At 44.1% G+C, this 24,831-nt stretch carries 16 protein-coding genes; all 16 read right to left on the bottom strand.

Annotated elements, in window-relative coordinates:
• Positions 1–205: 205 nt before the first annotated feature.
• The 16 genes from KE626_RS35245 to KE626_RS12695 all read right to left on the bottom strand — a co-directional run bounded on the left by KE626_RS35245 (position 206) and on the right by KE626_RS12695 (position 24,344).
• A complete protein-coding gene (locus KE626_RS35245; protein ID WP_487249708.1) occupies positions 206–595 on the bottom strand; it encodes a T9SS type A sorting domain-containing protein in 390 nt (129 codons plus the stop codon).
• The gene (locus KE626_RS12765) at positions 552–3,908 is read right to left on the bottom strand and encodes a TonB-dependent receptor (RefSeq protein WP_211973291.1); all 3,357 of its coding nucleotides are present in this window, start codon (positions 3,906–3,908) and stop codon (positions 552–554) included. The genes KE626_RS35245 and KE626_RS12765 overlap by 44 nt, the downstream gene beginning before the upstream one ends.
• A 135-nt stretch (positions 3,909–4,043) precedes the next feature.
• Positions 4,044–5,249 (bottom strand): FecR family protein, encoded by a 1,206-nt coding sequence (locus KE626_RS12760; protein ID WP_211973290.1) that lies wholly within the window; start codon positions 5,247–5,249, stop codon positions 4,044–4,046.
• A 104-nt stretch (positions 5,250–5,353) separates the two neighbouring features.
• Complete coding sequence (locus KE626_RS12755) at positions 5,354–5,953, bottom strand: RNA polymerase sigma factor (protein WP_211973289.1); 600 nt, start codon at positions 5,951–5,953, stop codon at positions 5,354–5,356.
• Positions 5,954–6,336: 383 nt separating this feature from the next.
• Entirely contained in the window at positions 6,337–6,864 is a 528-nt protein-coding gene (locus KE626_RS12750) for an RNA polymerase sigma factor (protein WP_211973288.1), read from the bottom strand.
• A gap of 214 nt (positions 6,865–7,078) precedes the next feature.
• A complete protein-coding gene (locus KE626_RS12745) occupies positions 7,079–8,944 on the bottom strand; it encodes a glycoside hydrolase family protein (RefSeq protein ID WP_211973287.1) in 1,866 nt (621 codons plus the stop codon).
• Between the two features lie 123 nt (positions 8,945–9,067).
• The gene (locus KE626_RS12740; protein ID WP_211973286.1) at positions 9,068–9,385 is read right to left on the bottom strand and encodes a hypothetical protein; all 318 of its coding nucleotides are present in this window, start codon (positions 9,383–9,385) and stop codon (positions 9,068–9,070) included.
• A gap of 581 nt (positions 9,386–9,966) precedes the next feature.
• Positions 9,967–11,394 carry a M16 family metallopeptidase gene (locus KE626_RS12735; RefSeq protein ID WP_211973285.1) on the bottom strand — a complete coding sequence of 476 codons (1,428 nt, stop codon included), beginning with the start codon at positions 11,392–11,394 and terminating at the stop codon, positions 9,967–9,969.
• Between the two features lie 90 nt (positions 11,395–11,484).
• On the bottom strand, positions 11,485–12,810 hold the full coding sequence (locus tag KE626_RS12730; protein WP_249207436.1) for a M16 family metallopeptidase: 1,326 nt from the start codon (positions 12,808–12,810) through the stop codon (positions 11,485–11,487).
• A 16-nt stretch (positions 12,811–12,826) separates the two neighbouring features.
• Positions 12,827–13,921, bottom strand: coding sequence for a TlpA disulfide reductase family protein (locus tag KE626_RS12725; protein ID WP_211973284.1), 1,095 nt, complete (start codon positions 13,919–13,921; stop codon positions 12,827–12,829).
• A gap of 11 nt (positions 13,922–13,932) precedes the next feature.
• On the bottom strand, positions 13,933–15,030 hold the full coding sequence (locus KE626_RS12720) for a TlpA disulfide reductase family protein (RefSeq protein WP_211973283.1): 1,098 nt from the start codon (positions 15,028–15,030) through the stop codon (positions 13,933–13,935).
• Between the two features lie 106 nt (positions 15,031–15,136).
• Positions 15,137–16,528 (bottom strand): RagB/SusD family nutrient uptake outer membrane protein, encoded by a 1,392-nt coding sequence (locus KE626_RS12715; protein WP_211973282.1) that lies wholly within the window; start codon positions 16,526–16,528, stop codon positions 15,137–15,139.
• A gap of 10 nt (positions 16,529–16,538) precedes the next feature.
• The gene (locus KE626_RS12710) at positions 16,539–19,748 is read right to left on the bottom strand and encodes a SusC/RagA family TonB-linked outer membrane protein (protein ID WP_211973281.1); all 3,210 of its coding nucleotides are present in this window, start codon (positions 19,746–19,748) and stop codon (positions 16,539–16,541) included.
• 635 nt (positions 19,749–20,383) lie between these two features.
• Positions 20,384–21,592 (bottom strand): FecR family protein, encoded by a 1,209-nt coding sequence (locus KE626_RS12705; RefSeq protein ID WP_211973280.1) that lies wholly within the window; start codon positions 21,590–21,592, stop codon positions 20,384–20,386.
• 80 nt (positions 21,593–21,672) lie between these two features.
• Positions 21,673–22,245 (bottom strand): RNA polymerase sigma factor, encoded by a 573-nt coding sequence (locus KE626_RS12700; protein ID WP_211973279.1) that lies wholly within the window; start codon positions 22,243–22,245, stop codon positions 21,673–21,675.
• Between the two features lie 821 nt (positions 22,246–23,066).
• Positions 23,067–24,344 carry a M60 family metallopeptidase gene (locus KE626_RS12695; protein ID WP_211973278.1) on the bottom strand — a complete coding sequence of 426 codons (1,278 nt, stop codon included), beginning with the start codon at positions 24,342–24,344 and terminating at the stop codon, positions 23,067–23,069.
• Positions 24,345–24,831: the final 487 nt, after the last annotated feature.

Genomic DNA, 24,831 nt, shown 5'->3' with positions numbered 1-24,831 from the left:
TAACGGCTATTTACCCATTACCGGCAACAATACAAAAATATCCAATGGAGAACGTCCCGGCTATTGATGGCCGGGACGTTCTCCATTGGTACCTAACTATTGTTATGCCCGGCAGATGGACTCCATGCAGTAAGAAAAACCCATCTCATTGAAATGAGTAGGGGATTTTTCATCGACTATCATAGCGCTATGCCTAAAATATCTGCTACTTTTTGATGGCCTTATACTGCTTACTGTTCCCGCCATGCTTAACCTGCAAAATATAGGCGCCGGCAGGCAATGTTGAAATATTAATATTCATGTGATTAACACCTTTAACCAGCATTTTTGTAGTCACCCGCTGGAAGCCTATAATAAATGCAGATGACAATCGTTTGTTTGTAATACGAAAGCCGGGTTGAACCGACCACAGAAGGGTAACGCTATTTTTGATGTAAGAAGATGGATGATTGGTGTATACTTCATGAGTACTCGCAAAGCCAGGCAGCAAAGAATTTAAAGAGAATTTAAAATTCGCGCCAATCTTTGCTGCCCGACGCCTTTGCAAGAAACTAAAAGGTAGCCGTAATACCTGCGCCGAAACGCGGGCCAACATAGGCAGCAGCAACAGGTCTATTGCCGCCGAATGCCGGATACACCGTATTCGTGGAAAACAATCTGTTCTTCTCACCGGTCAGGTTAATGACTTCTGCAATTACATTAATATTCTTTATGATTTTATAGCTCACAGATGCATCCACCTGCCCATAAGCATCCTGGTATACCTGTTGCGCAAATACATCGTTTGCCATTAATAAGAATTTATCCCTGTAGGTATACGCAACACGTCCCTGGAATTTACCTCCGTTATCAAAATACAAGGCGGAGTTAAAACTGAACCTGGAAATGCCGGGGAAGGAAATCGGGCTTCCATCATTCAGGAATTGCTCTCCGCTGCTGAAGGTAAAATTGGAAGAGATACCCAAACCATCAAATGGCTTGGGCAAAAAGGTGAATGGTTGCTGGTAACCGATTTCGGCGCCGAAAATACTGCCTTTCCCCTGGTTTTCCCTGGTGAGAAAGGACACCCAGTTACTACCAATGAAGGAGTAGTTTGCTCGAGTAACATCCGTTACAAAAGAGGACAACCTTTTATAGAACAAGTTGGTGGAAAGTATACCTGTGCGGGAGGTATACCATTCAAACCCTACGTCGAAATTGTCCGACTGATAGGGTTTCAGCCCTGCATTACCGGCCTTGTTAATCAGGTTCTGTGTAAAATTGATATCTACCCCACCAAGATCACCGAACTGTGGGCGAGTGATCGACCTCGAATAAGCCAACCGTAAATAAATATCTTCGTCGGCCTTAAACTTTAAATTCAGGGAAGGAAGAACCTTGGTATAATTGTTAGTTTGCCGGTAAGGAGTAGCGCTACCTATAAATTCTCCATATGAGAGGGTGCCAACCGGAACGGTCTTTAACCGCTGCGTCGCCCCGGTCACCTCTACCGCCGTATTAACCACCCGGACGCCCACATTTCCAGTGAAGGGGATATTACCCAACTTACCATCCAGGTTGAACTGTACATATCCAGCAATCGTATTTTCTTTCACCGTATAGGTGTTATTCGGATCCATTACAACCGGGAAATGCCCTCCTGCTTGTTCATGCAGGCTTCTCCACTCCCTGACATCGGCAGGAAAAAGAAACTGCGAATAATCCAATGGATAACCGCCGTTGAAGAAATTGGAAACGCCTGGCATTGTCCGTACGCCGGAAGCAGCCACACTCAAATCAACGAGGGTAGTATCTGTTCCATACCTGAACGGCAGCTGGCCAAAAAATTGGCTTTGCGTGGTTTCCCGTAATCTACCACTGTATCGAAGGCCTGCTTTAAAGGAAGATAAAAAGGAATGGGCAATCTTTCTTTCTACATCGCCCCGGAAAGCAAATTCCCTGTCCTTATTCGTCTTATGCCGGATATCGAAATTATGGGTTCTATAATTCGCGGGATCCCTGTAATTATACTCCTTCGCAACAGGAACGATAACCACTGCATCTTTCTGTATGGAAACATCCAGGACGGGTATATAAGGCTTACCGGTTGCGTTATCCCAGGTTCCGAAGGATCCCCGTTCAAACCCAAAATCTGCGTCAGCCGCCGATATACCACCATCCAGCGAAAGATTCCAGTTACCTGCCTTGTGGACCAGCTTTAATCCACCATTCCAGATATTGTCGTTTCCAAATTGGAAATCGCTAAGATTATTTATCTGATCAAAAGAGGTGATCCTAAAACTGGTAGCCGTATTAGTTCTGTCGACTTTCAACGTGGGGAATCCAATGCTGCCATCAGGATTGATAGTCATGCCAGCCGTATTAAATGGGAAAGCACCAATTACGGTCTGTGTGGCATGATAGGTTAATTTACGGGTCGACTGCGACAGATCCGCCCGGAGTTCTGTGTTTGACGACAGCTTCCATTGTACGGTACCATTGAACGTCAACCGTTTTCTATCTTCATTAAAGCTTTCCAGGTTGGTGGAAAAAGGGAAAAGAACACCCGTTACATCTGCCTTACCATCGCCATTCGTATCGAAGGTATTCTTGCCGCCAAAAAAAGAATTCGGCGCATATCCGAATGAATTAACCTGGTCTTCCCGGATCTTTCTTTCTGAATAAGAAACAGAAAGCAAGGCGCCAAAGGTTTTAGCCTTATTTGCCCAGCTACCTAATCCGGATATGGAGGGACTGTTCGTTTTGGCAAATTTACTATGCAACTCCCTGACGTTAATTGCGAACTTCGTTCCCATGGTCAATGGTTTGGCCGTATTAATATTAACCAGACCTCCTATACCTCCCTCTACATGCTCTGCAGAGCTGGTTTTGTAGACTTGAATGGATTCGATGATCTCAGAAGGCAGCACGTCAAAATTAGTTGCCCGGCCGGCGGTATTCTCCACACCACCTGAAAGGGTTGAATTGAACGACTCCGTAGCGCTCACGATGGTACGCCCATTAATGGTACCTGCCACGAACTCGGGGCCTAAACCCCGGATAGAAACAAAGTCCCCCTCTCCTCTTGTACGCTGAATGGCAACACCAGAAACACGCTGTAAAGCTTCCGCCACATTCCTGTCAGGAAATTTGCCGGCGTCTTCCGCCGTGATTGCATCAATGAACTCCGCGCTATTCCGTTTGATATTCAAGGCCCGTTGATTCGATGCCCTGATACCGGCTGTAATGACTACATCATTTAATTTATTTCCCAGTTGAACCAACCGCACATCAATAACGGTCTTATCACCTACCGGTATTTCCACAGGCGTGTAGCCAATAAAACTAAAACTTAAAATTCCTCCCGCCGGAACATCGATAGCATAAGTGCCATCTTCCTTGCTCTGTACTCCTTTATTTGTTCCTTTGATCAAAATGGAAACACGTGCCAGCGGTTCCCCTTTTTCGTTAGTTACCCTACCGGTAATCCCATGAACAAGCGGAGCCTGATGCCCTCCCCGTGGAAAAGATAGTCCTTCCGGCGGGTTAGCTTGTATGATAATGGTTTTTTCGATGATGTTAAAGGTAAATGCCTGACCTTTCAGGCAGTTTTTCAATACGTCTTCAATAGATGCCTTGCGAACTTCGACGTCAACTTTTTTGGCGTTACGAACAAGGTCACTATTGTATACGATATTATATCCCGTTTGTTGTTGTATTTCTTCAAATACTTTTTCGAGACGGGCTTTTTTAAGAGAAAGCGTAATACTTTGGGCGCGGATATTTCCCGCACTGGCTTGTATTACTGCTACTACAAGGAAAATTACTGTGAGCTTCATGATCAACAGCGTTTTGGTAAGGGCCCTTCCATTTTTTAATTGCCAGATACCATATCCAATAAAATGGCGCCTGCAAAGAATAATTTGCATAAATTTGCATTTTAGGTTTAAAAAGATAAACAGTCCTGAAACGATTGTATAATTGAAATTAAGCCTGATACTTGCCGGGGGTGCTCTAACACTTCCCGGTTTTTTTTCAGGTTAATTGAAAATGCTGTTAAGTTGTTATTGGCTTATAATAATTTTCTTTCCATCGATAACAAAATGTACCCCACCGCTTAATTCAATAAATTTCAATAATTTCGAAACCGGCACATTTTGAAGGATGTTTAAGGTGTACTTATAGGATATCGTATCTTCATAAACCAGTTCCAAATCGTACGATCTGCTTATTTGGCGCATGATCTGATCCAATGGGACACTGTTATATAAAAAGCGGCCGTTTTTCCAGGCCACTGCCCCGTTTATATCTGCGTTATTAACCAGCTCCATCCTATCCGATACCCGGACCTGTTCTCCGGGCTTTACGACACTTGTTTCCTTTCCCTTGCTGACCTGGATCGCACCCTCCAGTAGCGTGATCTTCCTTGTGGCCTCTTCGCCGTATGCATTCACATTAAAATGTGTTCCCAATACCCGTATTTTACCTTCTTCGCCGGATGAAGTATTAAACTTTACCGTAAATGGCATGTGCGGGTTTTTACTGACTTCAAAATAGGCCTCCCCATTGATCTCTACATTCCTTTCTGTTCCGGTAAAAGCAACCGGGTATTTTAGGGATGAACCCGCGTTGACCCACACGGTGGTGCCGTCTGACAGGGTAATGGCTGCAATCTTACTTCCCCGGGGTACCGTAAGGATATTGTATTGCAACCCGGTGTTGGTTCCGGAGTTACGATAGGCGATCTCTCCATCTTTTAATTTGACTACATTGGTTTGCCCCTGCATAGCCAATGCCCCGGAATGTGCGCTGTCCAACGCAATTTTTTGTCCATTTGCCAGCGTGAGGATGGCGCGGGAAGAGCTGGGGGCTGCTACATCCTGCATGAATTTTCCGGGTGTCTTCTCCGCGATTCCCTTTTTGGTCTGATGGCCTAAGAATAGGAAAGCTCCCGTAAGTCCCACCAATATTGCAATGGAGGCAGCCGCGGCCCACTTCAACCAGGACACGCCGGGTAGTTCTCTTTTTTGTTCATCCCTCCTATCCATTATCCTGGTCAGTGCCTCGTATGCATCGGATGACTGCCTTTCATGACTCAGACCGGAAATCAATCTATTTTCCAGATCATTTTCGATTGCTTCCCCGAGAAGTACCTGGTTCTCCGGTAACTGCAGCAAATCAAAAAATGCTGTGATCTCCTGGTCGGTCAGGGATTGATCCCGGAAACCTAGCAAAAGACGTTCGAATGATTCCTCGTTATTATTTTTCATGATCATTGATTCAAATTAAATAGCAACACCGTGTCTTCGGACTAGACAACCATCTATAAAGACGCGTGAAGGAGGAAAAAGTATGAGACAGAAATAATAAAAAGTTATTGTTGCAATAACAGACTGATAATAAGCAGTATATATAGGTCGTATCTATAATCGGCCAGGAATTTCCGGATGGCGCCAAGTGCGTTGGATATATGACTTTTTACAGTAGGGATAGAAATCCCCATTTCCGTGCTAATTTCTTCATAACTCAATCCTTTTTCCCTGCTCAACTTCCAGGCCTGTTGCTGTTTGGCAGATAAATTTCCCACTGCTTTCCGGATAGTTTCCCCCTTCTGCTTGGCGATCAGGTATTGCTCCGGCGTATTAAATTCTTCCTGGAACATTTCTCTTACCCTAACCTTGTATTTCTGCCGGACGATCTGTTTCCGCATACTGCTCAGTATCTCGTTCCGGGTTAAAATGAAAATATACCTGTCGAAATGATCAATATCCGGAAGGGTATGCCGTTTCTCCCATATCCGAAGAAATACCTGTTGTATTATATCCTCCGCCCACTCACTAACTTTTATGTAGGACAGGGCTACAGAAAAGAGCGTGTCATAATAATGCGTAAAAATCAACTGAAATCCAGCGGAGTCACCCTGGGAAACCTTTTTCAGTACCTCCTTTTCATTTGGCAAATGGGAAATATTCACAATCGTTACAGATTTGAAAGCTTATGTCAAGCTTTAGTGTTCTTAAAAGCGCTTTTTTCATAATGGAATTCCACCGTCATCTCTTCAGCCGCGGATGGGAAGGGGCCCTCCTCTCCGGAAAGCAAACATAGGAAACAATCTCTGCTTTCACCATATTTCTTCCATCGCATACGGGATCTCCGGGTGCAATCGAATGATTTTCCTGCGCTTTTTTGATAAATGTAACGATACTGGAAAGCGGGATCACGTTATGGGACAAGTCTGAAATTTCGAGGCTTGTCCCTTTCTTATTTCCGTTAAAAGCCTTATCCAACACATATATTAGCCTTGCTGGTTCGCTTACCCTCGTGGTTCGATAAAAATCGCCGTTAAAAATTAGTTTTTCAGGAAAAATCGAACTTGGCTGTCCTTAGCTGGTTCTGTACTGTTTTACGGGAAATATTGAGCCGCCCGGCAATTTCAGCAGTAGACAAGTCCTCTTCAAAACGGAGTTGCATAATCTGCCGCTGGGACGGTGTAAGCGTGGCCAGCAGGGCCTCATAAGCTTTTCTCAGGTCGAGGCGCAATACCCGTTCATCCGCGGTGGCGGAAGATGTACCCAATTCCATGAGCAGCGTTTCAATGGGTGTATAGCGGCTTTCCTTTTCAAAACGCTTGAATACCTGATTACGTATAGCGTTGTACAGATACGCTGGCAGATGGTCAATATACAGCGTGTTTTTGCGAGGCCATAATTGCAAAAACACATCCTGCAAAATATCCTTCACCACCTCATGATCGGGAATGCGCTTAAACGCAGCCGCGTACATTGTTTTCCAGTAAAGCCCATACAGTTCACGAATCGCACCGGAATCTCCCGTGGCCATCTTCTGAAGTAGTTCCTGATCGCTGTATGAAGGATGTTGTACCAATGGTGACTTGCGTTTAGTAGTGTGTAGATTGCAAAGCTAAACCCCAAAAAGGAAAATTGGTAATCGTGCAGCGGGTTAACAAGATTTATCAGATCATTAACAAACAACTCAACAAGATAAGCGCAGCCGGGTGACCCGGCTGCGCATTAAGTTTGAAACTATCCGGGGAATCAGCAGGAAGAATAATTTATCCTGATAAGTTTAGGATGCCAGACTAATCATCCGACGAATCCTCCGGCGGAGATACTTTCAACGGGCAAGGTCCGTACTGCTTCAAATCCGCGTCCTCCATATGTTCCACCCACACATTCTTTCCCGGAAATGCTACGCCACCAATTGGGTCACAAATATTATCGCCAATAGTTACATGCTGGCATCTATCGAGGTACACATTCCTCTTAAGCTTCTTATTGGAAGATCGCGGATACGTATTAGTAGGTATCATCTTGTTAGATGAAAACACCAGTGTATCTACGGAACGGGCGTACAGCAACGCATAGTCGAAATGCTTGAAGGTATTACCGATGATACGGATGTTGTGATGATATGCCGGAGAGGCTGCATCTTTCCAACTGGTATCAGGTGTAATGGAAATAACTGCTTGTCCCCACTCGGAGGTAAAACAGTTATCAAATTCATTATTTTCAATAGCTACATCCCTCACCGCACCTGATTCATAATACTCTTTCCCTCCCCGGTCGCCTTCAATGAGGATGGCCGCGCCCGCAGTATGGAAACGGTTATTGGATATTCGTACTTTGCCTGGACTACTTACCAGTATCCCCCTTGCGCGGCTGCCCTTCATCACGAGGCAATTGGTGATCTCCACATCCGGGTTCTTGTCTATATTTTCCAGCACATCTCCACTTTTGAATATACCGGAGATATCCTCGGTGAACCTAACCCGGTATCCTACAAGCGTGTCGTTTTTCAATGAATCCGCATGCTCTGCCACGGATAAAATCTCCCAGCGCTGCATGGTAGCTGCATCCACACGCCAGACTTTTTCGCCCGGCTTAAAGCCTATGTACCTATTATGCTTCTTCAGCAGCACTTCATGATCGCCCAATACTTTGACTACCGGGGCATACATACCATGTATATTGACAAAATCATCGCCGGCGCCGGTTACTTCGCAACTGTCGATCACAATGCGGCCTTTACAACCACTAAAATGCGTGGCGTCGGCTAAGGTACTGAATACACGATTTTTCTCTTTATTGGCTTTGATATTCACCTGCTTCAGGGTGATGTCTTCACAATCGGAAGCGCTGACCCCCATACTCAGGGCATGATAAATGTTGATTTGCTCCAGCCGCAGCCGGCGGCTCTGTATCAGCTGTATACCATCGGCGATGTAATAGTGGTGGTAAAGGGCAATCAGCGTTCCGGGCGCCGGCTTCATGCTAAGCTTGAAACGCAGCCGTACCAACCCATTCTTAAGCAATTCAGCCTTGGCCTTCCAAATTTCCCCCAAAGGATTATCGGCGGTCCCGCATACGATGTCTTTATCACCTGCATTGAAGATATTATTGTAACCGTCGCCAATCTTACTTTTCACGCCGTCTTCTCCTATAAAGTAAAGTGTATCGTTCTTTATCTCGTACGGATATTCGTTTTTGTCTATCTTCAGATCCAGAGACAGAGAGTCATCGCCGCATTTCACAATCTCCGCCTGCGCTATAAAAGGCCGGTCCCAGTCGATGCTGAAATTCCGGAGCGTTATATTCACCGAATTCTGTACGTTGAACGGTATCATCGTTTCATGAAACACAAACTCCGATCCCTGACCGTCGATGCATACACCCAACGTGTCCTGGATATCAAAACCACGGGTTGCGTCGGACGAGTCCTCCCTTTCTGGATTCGGAAAAAAGTGGTACTTGCCGCGGGGAAAAACCAGTTTCAGGTAGCGCCCGTTCCTGTTTTCTTTTAACAGATCCCTGATCTTCGGTTCTATATTGTCCCCGATGTCAGGACGGATGCCACGCTCTGTTACGTCTATCGTAACAGTATCCTGCTGGCCGAAACACGTGCTGTTAAGGAGCAGTAGTAAAAAAGATATCAATGTAATTCTCATCTTGTTAATTATTAATTATAAATCATTACTTAAATTAGTTCTTGTTGATTTCCTATGCGGCATATCTGACGTGCTTTTCGTGAAAATATTTCTGCACCTGATTATTATCCTTTTTTCGATTGTTCATAAAGCCTTCCACATTGGCGCGCATTTCTGCCTTATTGATTGGGCGTTTTTTACCAATAATATTGGTCTTCCTGATTCAAATATTCCTGTGCTGAATGCATCATCAAGTATCTTTATTGATTCCGCGACATCAGCATCAGAATAAGCGTCTGAGTCTTCATTCACAATATGTATAACTACAGGTAACGTAATTAAAGTCAGAGGAGGCGCCAGTTGGCACAAGGACGGACAAATACAGGCATTCGCTTCCTGGGCATAAGTAATAAAAGGCAATAAAATGCCAATCAAAAACAATAGGGTATGTTTCTTCAGCATAGGTCTGATCATTAACAAATCATAGCCCGGCTTCATAAAGAAACCAGTCTTAAACTATAAAACACTAATTACCTCATTTCTCCTACGCAGCAGTCAATTTTTTTTTATTCCTTAACAAAAAATCGGAAAAACGAGCCAGCATAATTAAAAGCATTTGAATTAGAAAACAATCAGTTAGCCAACAATCTTGCAGGGCTCCCATTTTGAACTAACAGCTGTATGCATAAATAGATTCATTACAAGTATCCTATGAAAAGAAAATCATTCTGAAGATGTACGGATCAGTATCATTCATCCGAATGGAGATGGTGTAACGTCAGGTATTCTACCTGGGTATCGTGTGTTTGTTTAGTGCCTGTACCTTTCAAACACGGCAGTTTGAGAAAACAATCAGCCTGTACGATGAGCTTTGACGCAGCTTTTGCTCCGGCATGTAACGATTTAAAAAACAGGCGACTGGAAAGAAGCCTGTGTAAGTTAGCATAAGTCTGTGAGTATTTCTATTCACTTACGCCCCTCTATATGCCAAAATGCAAGATCTTTTTTAAATAACCACGGGAATTATTATCATAAAAGCTGCATTATTCCTTTACAACTGAAGCGCTGCCCGGCAGTGGGTCGGCAAACCGGTCGAATTGTTTAACGGCATATCCCAACTTTCTTAATCCGGACAATACATCCTCAGCTCTACCGGTAACGATTATACGCATATTATTGTAATTGAAATACTTACCGGATACGCGCAACACATCATCTGCCGTTACCGCATTTACCTTCTGCAGATAGGTACAGTAATAATCTTTAGAGAGATTATTGATTAAGATATCGGTGGTGTATCTGGCGATAGTGCCTGGGTTTTCTGTCCCTAAAGCAAAATTGCCATTGTAAAGCGCCTTCGCATTTTTAAGCTCTTCATCGGAGATCTTTTCTGTGCGCATCAGCTGAATTTCTCTTAGGATCTCTGTTACCGCGCTGTCTGTTTTCTCGTTCCTCACGCCGGCCCTGGCTTTGAATGAAGTTTGATTACGCCCTGCACCAATTTCGGAATAAGCTCCGTATGTAAACCCATGCTTCTCGCGCAGGTTTTTAAACAAACGCGCTTCTGCACCGCCGCCCAGGATATTGTTGGCAATCAGTAACGGGAAGTAATCGGGATTGCCGGGTTTCAAAGAGATGAGATTGGCAACCGCAATCTCAGATTGCACTGCATTAGGCATGTCTACCAGGTCAATTTCTGTAGCCGATGGATTATCAACCGGTGGAATTACAGGATAAGTAATCGATACACCTTTCCATTCGGCAAAATATTTTTCGGCCAGCTCTTTGGCCTTCTCTGGTGTAATATCGCCCACAAAGGTAAGATAACCACGGGATGGCGTAATGCCCTGCCTGTACATCTCGTTAACATCGTTCAGGTTTAAGCCGCCCAAAGATTGCGCCGTCGGGAACTCTCCCATCGCTGTATTTTTTCCATATAAAATAGCTTGCTGTACCAGGTCCGCAACCACCTTCACATTTTTTTCATTGGATTTTAAGCCGGTAATCATCTGCGACTTTAATTTTGCAAAAGCAGCTTCCAGGAAGGAGGGTTGTTGTAAACCCTCTGCCAGCAAAGCAAACGACTGATCAAAAAAGCGACTGATTGCAACGGCGCTACCTCCTGTTTCACTGAACGATATTTCCGAGCTTATCTGGTCTGCCGCGGCGTAAAACTCATCTTTTGAATGCTTCGTAGTCCCCTCGCTGAGCATACTGCCCATCAATGCTGTAACACCTGCCTTCTCTCCTTCCAACACCGGCCCACGGTCAATAAAATAGGTAGCTGTGATCTTTGGCGCCTTATGATTTTCTACTACCAGCACTTTAATGCCATTCTGCAAAGTATAAATAACCGGGTCACCGATCTCTATAACAGGCGCCGGTCCCGGCTTTGGAGGCCGCGTGCGATCAATAGCGTTCCCTGCTTTTACCCGCTGTGCAACAACTGCTTCCGGTAGGAAAGCAACCATTATAATTATGATTATGATTATAAAATATTTCTTCATAAGAAAATTACAATTAAATATGTCAGATGACTAAACAGGCAGCCTTATTTCATACTACCTGCCAGGCAGATAATAGAGTACCAGCCGCTGATGATCGTTTAAATACTTTCTGGCTGCATTGCGTATATCTTCACGGGTCATGGCTCTGATCTCTTCCAGCGCTGTATTCACATGATTGGTTTGCCTGTTGAAAAAGGTATAAGCTGATGCCAGGTTCTCCGCTACATCATTATTCCGGGCATTAGCGGCTACATATTTATTCTCAGCCTGGTTCATTAATTTCTCAAAATCCTTTTCACTGATAAGATGTTCCTGCAATTCTTTGATCTCGCTGCTGATATCCTCCAGTAAAGTATTAAGGCTGATATAACCATTAGGTATGGCATAAAAGATAAAGGCGCCGGCGCTTTCCAGAGAAAGACTCAATGCCTCTACTTTTAACGCCTCTTTTTTCTCATCTATCATTTTCTTATTTAAACGGGAACTGGCGCCATTTGACAGGACACCTGCCAATAATTCCAGCGCACGCGCATCTTTGCTGGTCATACCGGGCGTCTGGTAAGCCCCAACAATGGCCGGCAACTGAATATTAGCATCATACGCAGTATCAATGATAGTATTGGTAATGGGCGTAACGTTCACCACCTGCTGGCTGACAGTGGCGCCTTTAGGGATTTCCCCGAAATAAGCTTTTACCAGCGCTATTGTTTTTTCTATATCTATATCCCCCGAAATGCTCAGTACGGCGTTATTGGGAACATAGAACTTTTTAAAAAAGCCGGTAAATTCATCCAGCTTTGCCTGGTTCAGGTGGTCCATAGAGCCAATAGGCTGCCAGCGGTAAGGCGTACCCGCAAATACTCCGGAAAACACATTGTTTATTATCCGGGCATAAGGCTGGTTGTCGACCCGCTGTCTTTTTTCTTCCTTTACCACTTCCCGTTGTATACTTACCCCCGTTTCGTTGATCACCGGGTGCAACATGCGCTCGCTTTCGAGCCACAGCCCCAGCTCCAGCTGATTGGATGGAAATACTTCATAATAGTATGTTCTGTCGAAAGTGGTATTGGCATTGTTTTGTCCGCCGTTGGCTGATACCAGTTTCATAAACTCGCCCCGCCTGATATTATCAGAACCTTCAAATAACAGGTGCTCAAAAAAATGGGCAAAACCGGTGCGTGCAGGATCTTCATTTTTCGACCCTACGTGATACATGACCGACACCGCTACCACAGGGGCCGAATTATCCCGGTGCAGGATCACATGAAGCCCATTATCCAGATCATACTCATTAAACTCAATCTTCTGTGCAATGGCCTTACCCATGAAGCCTAAAAGAAAGACTGCCATACTGCCTCCTATGAAAAATTTCACATTCATTGATAATAGTTTTTTCTTATTTTCCTCCTAATACCTCTTCCAGTTTTTTCTCCAGCGCTTCACCATGCAGGTTTCTGGCGATAATAATACCATCCGGACCGAGGAGGAAATTCGATGGTATAAGAGAGATGGCGTATTCGTTCGCCGCTGCATTATTCCCACGCTTCAGATCACTGACATGTATCCATGTCAATCCATCATCTTTGATGGCTTTCAGCCAGGCTTCCTTTTTGTCATCAAGGGAAACGCCGATGATCTCAAAATTCCTGCCTTTAAATCTTTGATAAGCCCTGACTAGGTTTGGATTTTCCTTGCGACAGGGGTCACACCAGCTCGCCCAGAAATCTACCAGCACATATTTGCCTTTCAGGGAAGCCAATGGAACAGGATGACCGTCTGTATTATCCTGGGTAAAATCAGGTGCAGGTTGTCCAACATCGGTTTTTAGTCCTTTTGCAAGGAGAGCAGCCAGTTCCTTTCCTTCCCCGATACTGCGTAAACGCTGGTTCAATCCGTTAAAAAGGGATGCAAAAGCCTTTAGGTCTAACCTGGGTGCTATTTCTTTCAGGCAGCTAAGGCTAACATAGGAATTGGGATGCTCGCCGATAAATTCTTTTTGTATCCTGAAACGTTCTTCGATAAAGAAACGCAGATGTGCCTTCATCACTTCTATACCAGGTTGATTTTTCTCTCTCAAATATTTCATTCCTAAATCGGAGACCTTTTCCATCACCTCAGCCAATGGTTGTAACCGTGCGTCAAGCAATGCCTGATCAGCCTGTATTTCACCTCCGGTAACAGTGGCTGTTTTCAGGTTATCTCCTGCTATAGTGGTCCTCCCCTTTTCGATCCAGAATTGACGGGGATACGCACTTTGCAAGGAAGTATATACAGAGGCCCTCAATGGTTTTCCTAATGTGCCTTTAAATGTAAAAGTTCCGTTTTCCGCCAACATTGAATCCCTCACCGATCCTTTATCCGTATCATATGTCAGATATATCATTGATGGTTCTTTCAGGCTATCCAGTTTTCCTTCAATCAGGAATTTTTCCTGCGCTTGTACGGCTAAAATGCAGCACAGCAGCAATGCAAAGCAACTTATGTATTTCATTTGTCTATTTTTCATTTTGTGAGAACTTCTTCCAGTTTTTTCTCCAGCGCTTCACCCTGCAGGTTTCTGGCGATAATAATACCATTCGGGTCGAGGAGGAAATTTGATGGTATACCATTAACGCCGTATTGTTGCGCCGGTGCATTCTTCCAGCCTTTCAGGTCACTGACATGTATCCATGGCAATCCATCATCCTTGATGGCTTTCAGCCAGGCTTCCTTTTTATCATCAAGGGAAACGCCAATGATCTCAAAATTCCTGCCTTTAAATCTTTGATAAGCCCTGACTACGTTTGGGTTTTCCCGGCGACAGGGACCACACCAACTCGCCCAGAAATCCACCAGCACATATTTGCCTTTCAGGGAAGCCAATGAAACAGGATGACCGCCTGTATTATCCTGGGTAAAGTCAGGCGCAGGTTGTCCAACATCGGTTTTTAGTACTTTTGCAAGAAGAGCAGCCATTTCCTTTCCCTCTTTAGTATTGCGTAAACGCTGGTTCAACCCGTTCAGAAGAGATATACGAAGCGTCGTGGCGAATGCCCCTGCTTCCGGCGTACCCAGCAAAAAGAGGCTCACATCAGCATCAGGATGGGTGCGGATAAACATCTCTTTTACTTTCATCAATTCATCGTTTACAGCTTTAACCTGCACCTTCATTTCATCCACAACGGCCTGATCTTTGCCATTGTATTCTGCCATTTTCCTGCCTAAAGCACTCCATCTGTCCTCCACCGGTTGACACAGCGATCTCAATAATGTCCAATCAGCCTGGTTCTTACCACCTATAATAGTAGCTGTTTTCAGGTTGCTACCTCCGGCTACTTTAATCTTTCCCTTGTCGATCCAAAAGGCCTGGCCATCAAATAATCCGGGATCCTTCCTAAATAGTGTAGCAAGCATGGGCATTTCCATGCTACCCTTAAATGTGAAAACGCCGTTTTTTGATACCATTGAATCCGTCACCCATCCTTTCTTTGTGTAAGAAGCCAGATATATCATGGCTGAATCTTTCAGATCGTTCAGTTTTCCCTCAATAATGAATTTTTCCTGTGCCTGTACGGCTAAAATACTGCACAACAGCAGTGCAAAACACGTTATACTTTTCATACAATTATTTATATTCTTTTTTTAATAGAAACTTTTAAGGAAGCCTGCCGCGCTCCGGTATTAACTATTACGATAAATTTTGTAATTGTTACGGATTACAACAACATCAGTATCCTTCATTTTGTGTCAGGTTGTGATTGGCCTCAATTTCAGCCTGTGGAACAGGCAGGTACTTTGCATACGGCTTCCACATGGGTTTAACTGCTCCCAGCACAGCATCGATCCGGTTGGTACGTTTCAGGTCAAACCAGCGGTCAGCCGATTCAGAAAACAATTCCACCTGTCTCTCATGTTCTATGGCCAGCAGTAGTCCTTGTTCAGTGTTTAAGGAAGTTGTATAGCCGGGTAGCCCCGCTCTTTCCCTTATTTTATTGATATCATTTCTTGCAAGGTTCCAATCCCCTGTCTTCACAGCTGCCTCAGCCCTGATCAGGTAAACTTCCGCCAGTCTCAGGTAAACATAATCTTCCGCCAGCGCCATGTTAGCCGGTGCATTACTTAACTTATACTTATAAGGAAAGCTTCCCACTGTTCCGACACTACTTTTTACTGATCCTGTCCAGGAGGATTTTCGCTTGTCGCCCTGCTCAAAGGAATTCAGTAAACCATCACGCAGTAAGTAAGTAGCCTCATTATTGATTGGTCTAAAATAAAAACCTATTATAGTAAAATTGAAAATTGTGCCAAGTACGCCATTACTTGTGTTGCTTTTCAAAATAGTTTCCCTGCTGGTCCTCAAGAAAACTTTATCCGGATCTTCCAGCTGAAATGCGGCGCTATTGATCACTTTAGAAGAATAAGACAAAGCATTGGCATAATCCCCTGTATATAAATATACCTTTGCCAACAAAGCCTGGATAGCCGCAGGAGTAACTTTAGACCGTGAGTTAATATCTGCGGAGATGTTATTTCCAGCATCTTTCAGGTCCTGTATCATCTGCTTGTATATGATAGCAGGATCGGTCCGGGGCAATGTTGCTGAAATAGTAAGGTTCCCAGTAAGGACAAGTGGCACTGCGCCAAAGAAGTTAACAAGGTGGAAGTAGGCATAGGCCCTGATGAATTTAGCTTCGGCTATGCTGGTAGACCTGAATTTATCATCCAGCCCGGAAGCCTTTACCTGCTCAATAAAAGTGTTAGCCTGGTAAATTACCTGGTATAAATTCCGCCAGCCCTCCGATGAGAAGATATTTCTGGCATTCAGGACGTTATTAACCAAATCATCATAACTGCTCTGAATAAAGGTGGCCTCGTCCGATAATAATACCGCAGATGTCGGGATTTGCACGCTAAAATAATAACTACTGAAGAAATTTGAATATATACCATTAAGCGCACTTGTTGCGTTGTCCCGGTTACTATATACTGACGTGGCTACCAGCGAGCCTGATGGAGGGTCAATGTCCAGGTATTTTCTGCAGGCAAAATTTAAGGGAAGAAGGCTGATACATACTAACAGGTATATGACCCGTTGTTTTATGTTTTCCTTTGTATTCATAAAAGTACTTTTAAAGTTTTATATTGATCCCGGCAGTCCAGTTTCGTAGCACAGGAACGGTAAGGCCGGATTCAGGATCCAGTGCATCGTACTTTGTAAACAGGAAAGGATTCTGGGCCCGCAGGTATATCTTCACTTCTTTCAGCTGAGCCTTATTGGCCCACCTTGCTGGCAGTGTATATGAAAGTGAAATGTTTTTCACGCGTATAAAGGAGGCATCGCTGTATGCCGCATCCGACCTTGAAAATTCAGAATTGAAGTTACGATATACCGGGCTGGCACTTGTAGCAGCGAGTCCCGGAACCGATGCCTGCGTATCGCCCGGTCCTTTCCAGTATTTTGTTGTCAGGTCTCTTTGCACATTTTGCATCATGCCAAAAGGTTGACCATGGAGATACAGGTAACCGAATTGCCAGGGCTGTTTTCTGAATTGCACAAAAATATCCAGGCTAAGGCCTTTATAAGTGAACGTGTTGCCAATCCCCCCGTAAAAATCAGGATTAGCTTCTCCCAGTGTTTGATAATCACCGGGATATGTTATTACGCCATTCTTGTCAATATCTTCCATCTTTGCAAGCCCTGTATTAGCGTCTACTCCTGTAAATTTGTATCCCCGGTACAGATTGATGGATTTACCGACCTCCAGCAGATTTGCATACACTGAGTTCTGAAGATCAGGGAAGGATAACAATTTGTTCCTGGTTATTGAAAAGGTGGCAGCCGTCACCCATCTGAAATTGTGCTTATCCATATTGATGGCGTTCAGCTCAAACTCCCATCCCCTGCTCTGCACATGGGCATTGAGATTAGCGACATAGGAACTGAATCCGGTTTGAGATGGAACCGTTTGATTCACCAATGGATTAGTGATAGTATTACTGAAAAAATTTGAGTTCAGTGTTATTCTGTGATTGAACAATGATAGTTCCAGCGCAATATCCAGTTTATTGGTATTTTCCCAGCTATACAGGTCATTACCCAACGAGGTTGGCTTAATAGTATTGGCATCATTATATACAAAGTCCGGCGAGTAAATGCTTAAATACTTATAGTCCCCGATTTGGTCATTACCGGTTTTACCATAGCTCAGCTTCAGCTTACCAAAGCTGACAAAAGGCAGGGCATTACGGAATATGCTCTCTTCTGTGAATATCCAGGCGGCGCCAACTGACCAGAACTTACCATACCTGTTGGCAGGACCGAACCTGGAAGAGCCGTCTGTCCTGAAAATACCCGAAAGCAGGTACTTCTCATCAAAACTGTAAATAACCCTGGAAAAGAGAGATTGGTACTTATAATCACGGGTGTCCGATGTCCTCAAAAAAATGACGTTTGCAGCGCCAATACTTCCCAGCAAATCATCAGAGGTATACCCTCCACCCGCAATAGAATTAGCTTTAGTTGTTGTTCGCTGCGCTGTAGCCCCCAACAATAGTTCCAGTGAATGCTTCTTACGTGAAAGGTGATAATTCAGTTGCGGCTCAATATTGTAAGTCGTATATTCTGATGCAAGATAATACGCGGTTCTGCTATACGGGCTAATATAAGGGTTCAGGGAACCATTAAGATTTTTAGTTACACTGTTTGAGAGGTTACTGGCATATCCCAGGTCTACTTTCAGTTCAAGGGGCGCTAACAATTTATACCGTAAAGAGGCGTTTCCCACATAAAAGCTGGTCTGAGTTAATGAATTCAAATAAAAAAAAGTAGCGGGACTTACCATGCCAGATGCGGTAAAATACGGTTTCCCGGTGCTGTCATACAGGGGATAGTCCGGAGGGGTCAATAAAGATTTAGACGGATCGTTTCCGGTAACAAAAACATCCTGCCGGGTATACATCGCACCGGCAGATAAAGAGAACCGGTTGTTCACTGACCGGTGCTGTATATTGAGCCGGCCATTGTACCGGTTGTTATATTGTTTGCCAACCAGTACGCTGCCTTCATGCCTGCCCCCGAAAGACAACATGAACTGGGTGCGCTCATCGCCGCCTGAGATATCCAACTGCACATTCGTAAAAGGCGCCCTGTTACCCATCAGGTATTTCTGCCAATCATGATGCTGAGTAGTATCCCATACCAGCAGATCCGGCGCACTGCCTGTATTGGGAGCAATTCCCTGTGCCGCAAACGCTTTCCGGCGCAGATCAAGGTACTCCGTGGTGTTCAGCAGGTCCATTCTCCTGGAAACATCAGTAACGCCGGTATATACATCCAGGTTAACGGCTGTTTTTCCAGCCTTACCCTTTTTTGTTGTTATCAGCACTACGCCGTTGGCGCCTCTTGAGCCATATATAGCAGTGGCATCCGCATCTTTCAGTACCTCAATACTTTCCACGTCAGCCGGGTTAACAACTTCCTGCAGCGTTTGCACCGGAATCCCGTCAACAATATAGAGCGGATCGGCTCCGGCAGTTATACTGGCAGCGCCCCTTACTTTGATGCTATATCCTGCTGTCCGCGGATATCCTCCGGATGATACAGCATCCACTCCGGCCATACGCCCGCTAATTGCCGCGAATATATTTCCCACGGGCTGGTTATCAATTTCTGAAGCACCCACTTTAGCTATAGAGCCGATTAATGTTCTCCTGGAGGTCTTACCATATCCAAGAACAACAGTTTCATCCAGCCGGGTAACAGATCGTTTCATTCTAATCGTCAAAATACCTGCACCGGCAGTAACTTCCCTGCTATCATAACCAATAGAGCTGATCTGTAACACCGCATTATTATGCACTGCCGGAAGCAAAAATTTCCCGTCTTTATCTGAAGCAGTAACAGTTTTTGTCGCTTTTATCCTTATCGTTGCTCCTATTACCGGTGCACCGGCAGAGTCAGTTATTATGCCGCTAACTACCGGTACAATAACGGGGGCTATTGTATCCGTTAAAGGTTGCCGGATACCCGGCGCAGGGTCGTCTTTATCTTTGCGCGTCAGCAAAATAGTTTTGTCAGAAATCCGGTATTGTAAAGGTTGGTCTTTAAGTACCAGGTTCAAAAAATCCATGAGCGGCATATTATGTACCGATAAAGAAACCGGCCTGGCCTCATCCAGTAGTTTCCTTGTTGTTAATATGACATAACCTGATTGTTTCTTAACTTCCTCCATTACATGCCTGAACGGTATGTTCTTTCCGGTCAGGCTAACCACCTGGGCTGACGTACCCGCATAAGCATGCAGGAAAACAGTAGTCAGCAGGAGAAAAACAAGTTTCATAATCAATATTGTTTTCGTTGGAATACCATCACATCCACACTTCCTATTAGTATTTTTCCACGATGGCCAGCTAAAGCGTCTTACCACGCTGAGCAAGCCTGATTTCACAGGTACAATGCGTACCTGTTCCATAGTTGTAACATTTTTCATAAATTGCATACCTGGACAAATTAGACATTAGAATTCCAATAGTTCTTTGGTTGGTTTGTCATTTCTAAGCCGCCATAGGGCCTAATCTGTGGCGGTTTATTTTAAATACAGTAACATTTAAGGCTTTACGGGCTGGCCCCTTTTGGAAAGAATAGTTTCATGGGCTTACTTTTTTCCTAAGTTTAAATTCCCCTGTTACAGTACCATCGCTCATTTCACGCGACGGGGCACGATCATCCAGAGGTATTCAATCCCCCTTAGCAAAGAGCTACAAATCATAACAATAGCTGCTGACTATTGATGGACCTGTTCAGCCATTCATGTTGCAGGAAAATTCTCTCTCTTTTGCATTGTAATTCCAGGTGGTTTTTGGTTGAGTAATCGTTCTTCCCTATCTGATACAACATCTCCCATCCCCGGTATACACCGGGTATCATTTACTTCGCTACATAAGATAGTAATAGTAGTGGTTGGACTCAGGCAGCTTATCGCATGACTATCAGGTGACGACCATTCTCAAGACGGAAATGGATATCAAATCCTTCCAATGCCTTCAATAATACTGACAGATTTATATTGCGTTCCATTTCGCCGACAAACTCGACATCCGGAACATCGTCTTCGTATGTAACATCTATATCATACCACCTGGAGATCTGTCGCATGGCATCCTGCAGGTGTACTCCATTAAAATTAAAGAACCCATTTTTCCAGGCTAGTTCTTTATCGGTATCAGCATTGTTTAATACGGAGATATTACTATTCACCCTCCACTGCGCCCGGTCTCCGGGATGTAATTCTGCCGAAGATATTCCATTTATTAACTTTACTTTTCCGCTAACAAGTGTTGTTGTCACCGACGTTTCATCGTCATAGGCTTTTATGTTAAAGCTGGTACCAAGTACCAGGAGATCTCCCTTCTCTGCTATTTTAACTTTAAAAGGCTTTCCGGCAATCTGCGCTATTTCAAAATATGCTTCACCTGTAATCTCTACTTCCCTATTATTACCTGGGAAGGATGTAGGATAACGCAGAGAGCTCGCGGCGTTGAGCCACACATTTGTACCGTCAGATAATTGTACATGGAACTGTCCTCCACGCGGTGTAGCCAATGTATTATAACTAACTGTTGCCTGCCCGCTGTTATTATCATATGATAAGATATTCCCCTGCTTTTGTACGGAGGCATTCCGGTCGAGGATCACCCGGTTGCCGGCGCTGTCGAGATGAATGACAGATCCATCGCTTAATGTGAGCACCGCTTTATTAGTTCCGGCGCTGGCATCCGCTGCAATTAAAGATTGCTGAGATCGGCGCCCGGGGCTCACCCTGAATAACCAATAAGCACTAGCTACCAGCAAACAAGCCACTGATGCAGCAACAAGCTCCCTGCGATATCTTAAAACGAAAACACGTAACGGGGAGCTGCCCTGTTTTCCGGTACGATTATCCCCGTATATCTTATCTATATGAATACCAAAATCTGCTAATTGATGACTTGTTTTATTTTTTGCCTCCGACAATTCTTTCAGGCTACCAGCAATATATCCTTCACTTAAAATCTCTTTAATAATGACATCATTTTCATCCCTGGAAATGCGCCAGTCTTCCAGCTCAGTTCTTTCTTCTTCGCTGGATTCCTCTCTGATAGCTCTTAAAATCAGGTATGCGATCCTTTCGGGTACATTTTTCATGCGTGTCATATTTTTCTGCTGTACATATCTAATACTGCAGAACTATTAAAATGTTACGGAATTGTTACGATTTTTTTTATTTATCCTCTATATGCGACCACAAGAAGTAACAGACATATCGGAAACCTCACTGAACGCAAGATTCTCAGTGCTTCCGATTTCCTGACCCGGACAGATGCATCTTTAATGTTCAGTAACCTGGCAATCTCTGCATTCCTGAGGCCATCTATATAAGACATTTTAAAAACAATCTTGCAATGCTCCGGTAACCGCTCGATTTCTTCCATTATCAGGGAGAATAGCCGTCCTTCCATTACCTCACGAAAGTAATGGTCTTCATATTCCTGATCACTCAGATAAGAAAAATCCTGCAGGCTTTGCAGCTGCCGCTGCTGCATCTTTAAATAATCAATGCAGGCATTATGGACCATAACACGTAAGTAGGAGATCAGGTGAAACTCATTATCGAATTGTCTCTGTCGATTCCAGAAACGGATAAAAACTTCTGCCAGGATATCAGGGGCCTGATCCCCAACAAAACGCCGGGACATGAAGTAAAGCTCCGGATAATACTTGTTGTAGATAACGGCAAAGGACGATTCTCTTTCCTTTAATGATTGGTTGGTATTCTGATAATCATGTAATGTTGACACTGTATTTTCAACTTTCTTACCAAATTTAAGGAAAAGATAAGAATAATGATCACTGGGAAAACAGGATACCCGTATGAATCAATAGCCAACCACCAACTTCCCTATAACTGTTGGCAAATATGTTGAATTTGCATGGATCTGACAGACAAGTGATGCAGCCAACATACCAGCCCGATTACCAAAACAAGTGTTAATGCTCTCTTCCCTGGCAAACTGTTATAACCGGCAGTATAATATATGGCTGTTCTTTAACTGAAATCCCCAATTTTGAGAAGAAATTGTCACACAAAAAGTTCTATATTTACCTCGATGTTGGGCAAAAGTGTGAAGAACCGGCGAATTTTGACTTATTGACACGTCTTTGACAAGCACGGAATTATAGATAATTAATTATCAACAATCTACATGTTCTTGTTCTGGGTACAAATTAGGGTGTTTCAAAATTAGAATGAGACACCCTTTTACTTTTGTAAACATATCAGCTCATTTTGATATTATTCATACCTAACCCTTTGCGATCCAGACCAGGAAAGGCTTGGTGGCTAAGCCCACATAAATGTGCTGTCCCGAAAAATCGGTAACTTTAAGTGACTTTGTAAACATGGCTCAGAGATTTTGTAATTAAAGTTACATTTCATCTCGAAGCCATGTTTTCTTTTTCAAACATAAGAACTCAATATTCATGAGACAGCTTCCGTAATTTATAAATATACTAGTTGATCCGTATCCCCCAAGGATCCCTGGGCCAAAAATCATCTGTAATGAAAACACCCTTAATTGCATTTATCCTGCCTGATGATATTCTTTCCTGCATTTTTTCGTCAATCCTGTAGTGTAGTCGGATCTGAATCAGGAAATGGCAGGTTGAGGTTATCTACTTCTGTATATACTGATTCCGGCACTCTGAAGCCCCATTTGCGAAAGAAACCGCCAAGGTTTTTTCCGGATACCTGGCTGGACGTAAGCATGAAATAACGCATTTTATCCGCGTCGGTGCTGAGGTTCGGTTTCTCATCCCGTATCTGTTGGTGGATCTGCTGATAGAAGGTATCACCGAAAGCAAGCCATAGCTGGTGGAACATAGCCAGCTTCACCCAGAGGTCTGATTTGTTACCGTTATAATCCCTATCCGCATCAGGTAGCGCAAGGAACGTTTCCACCCGGGGCCATACACCATCATTATGTATACGGGAAGGCGTGATACCCAAAGTCCGCTCTACGGCAAGACTGTAAATATTAACAGTCACTTCTAAAAGCGTGCTCCATGTCATGGCTCCCTGTTGATGCATGTGTCCCAGTTCGTGCCAGGGGCCCCAACTGCGAATACCACTCACTGTCAACAATACGCTGGTCACATTACTATGATACCAGGTGCGAAACCAGGTAGCAGCCATATAAGTGTCGGTTTTATCGGTTTCTGTCATCAGGTATTTATGTACATTGATAGTGTTGGCGTCAAGCCCGCTCAATGAATCTTCAATGTTAATAATCCGATCCGCCAGCGTTACCACCTGTTCCTGATCCTCATCTTTATACGCGAGTGCTTTGGCGCGTGATGTCACGATGATCACGCGATTACCTACCAGCTGCACATCCGGCACATCGTTGTACTGCTCCAGCATCTCGAGCCAGTCAGCATGCGAAGTCCGGCCCAATACAAAATAAGGAACCGGCTTCTTATCTCCTCCGAAATCAAGTCGGACGCTGGATCCCGGCGTATCGCCAGTAGTATATCGTATATATATCAACCCGCCAAGTTGATCAGAGATGTTATTATCGCCCGCATGTAACTGATATGAAGTGGGATTCCATTTGTTCACATACCTTGAGTATGTGCCCACGAGGATAACCGGCTGCCGGCTGCCCGTAAGCTGTTGTACATGCACTTTTAGCGTACCATTGGCAGGCAGATAAAACCCGGTGGGTGTGAAGTCGGACGCCGGGTTGTTCTGTTGGAGACGAGCAGCCTCTTTTTGGCCGGAAGGTACTTCATTGACAGTCATAAAGCTGTCGGTTAAGAGCCTGGCATGTGCATTGCCCACTTGTTTTTTCAGATTGTTCGATTGCTCCTGCATATTCTTGCGACAACCGGTATTCATCAACAAGAAAAATGAAAGACTGCATGTTGCAAAAAGGCACAGCATTTTTGTTTTCATAATGGATTCAATTTAAATGGTTAACGAAATGAGAGACTATTATTGGTTTTAATAAAGACACTGTTCACTCTTGTTCACTGCTACAGTTGATATCTGATAAAAGAATAAAAGAGGGCCACTATTGTCATCGTCCGACATGATTATCTGAAAGTAAAAAAAATGTGCGATATCATCAACCGCTAAATTAAAGTTAATACATTACTAACAGGCAACGTCCTTTCAGCTGCGGGAAGCTTAACTTCGATCTCATGCATATCATCAGGTGGCTTTGCAACTTTGTAAAAACAGATACAAAGGCCGCTCTGCATGCAGAGACGGCCTTCGCTTTTCCTGGTTTCCTAAATGTCTATTTGTGTTGCCATGCCATTGATCTCAGCAATCATTTCAATGTATCAGAAATTCAGTTTATAGGACAGGTAATATACCGGGA

The organism is Chitinophaga hostae, assembly GCF_018224885.1.
Classification (GTDB): domain Bacteria; phylum Bacteroidota; class Bacteroidia; order Chitinophagales; family Chitinophagaceae; genus Chitinophaga; species Chitinophaga hostae.
This window is presented reverse-complemented; position numbering and strand designations above follow the sequence as displayed.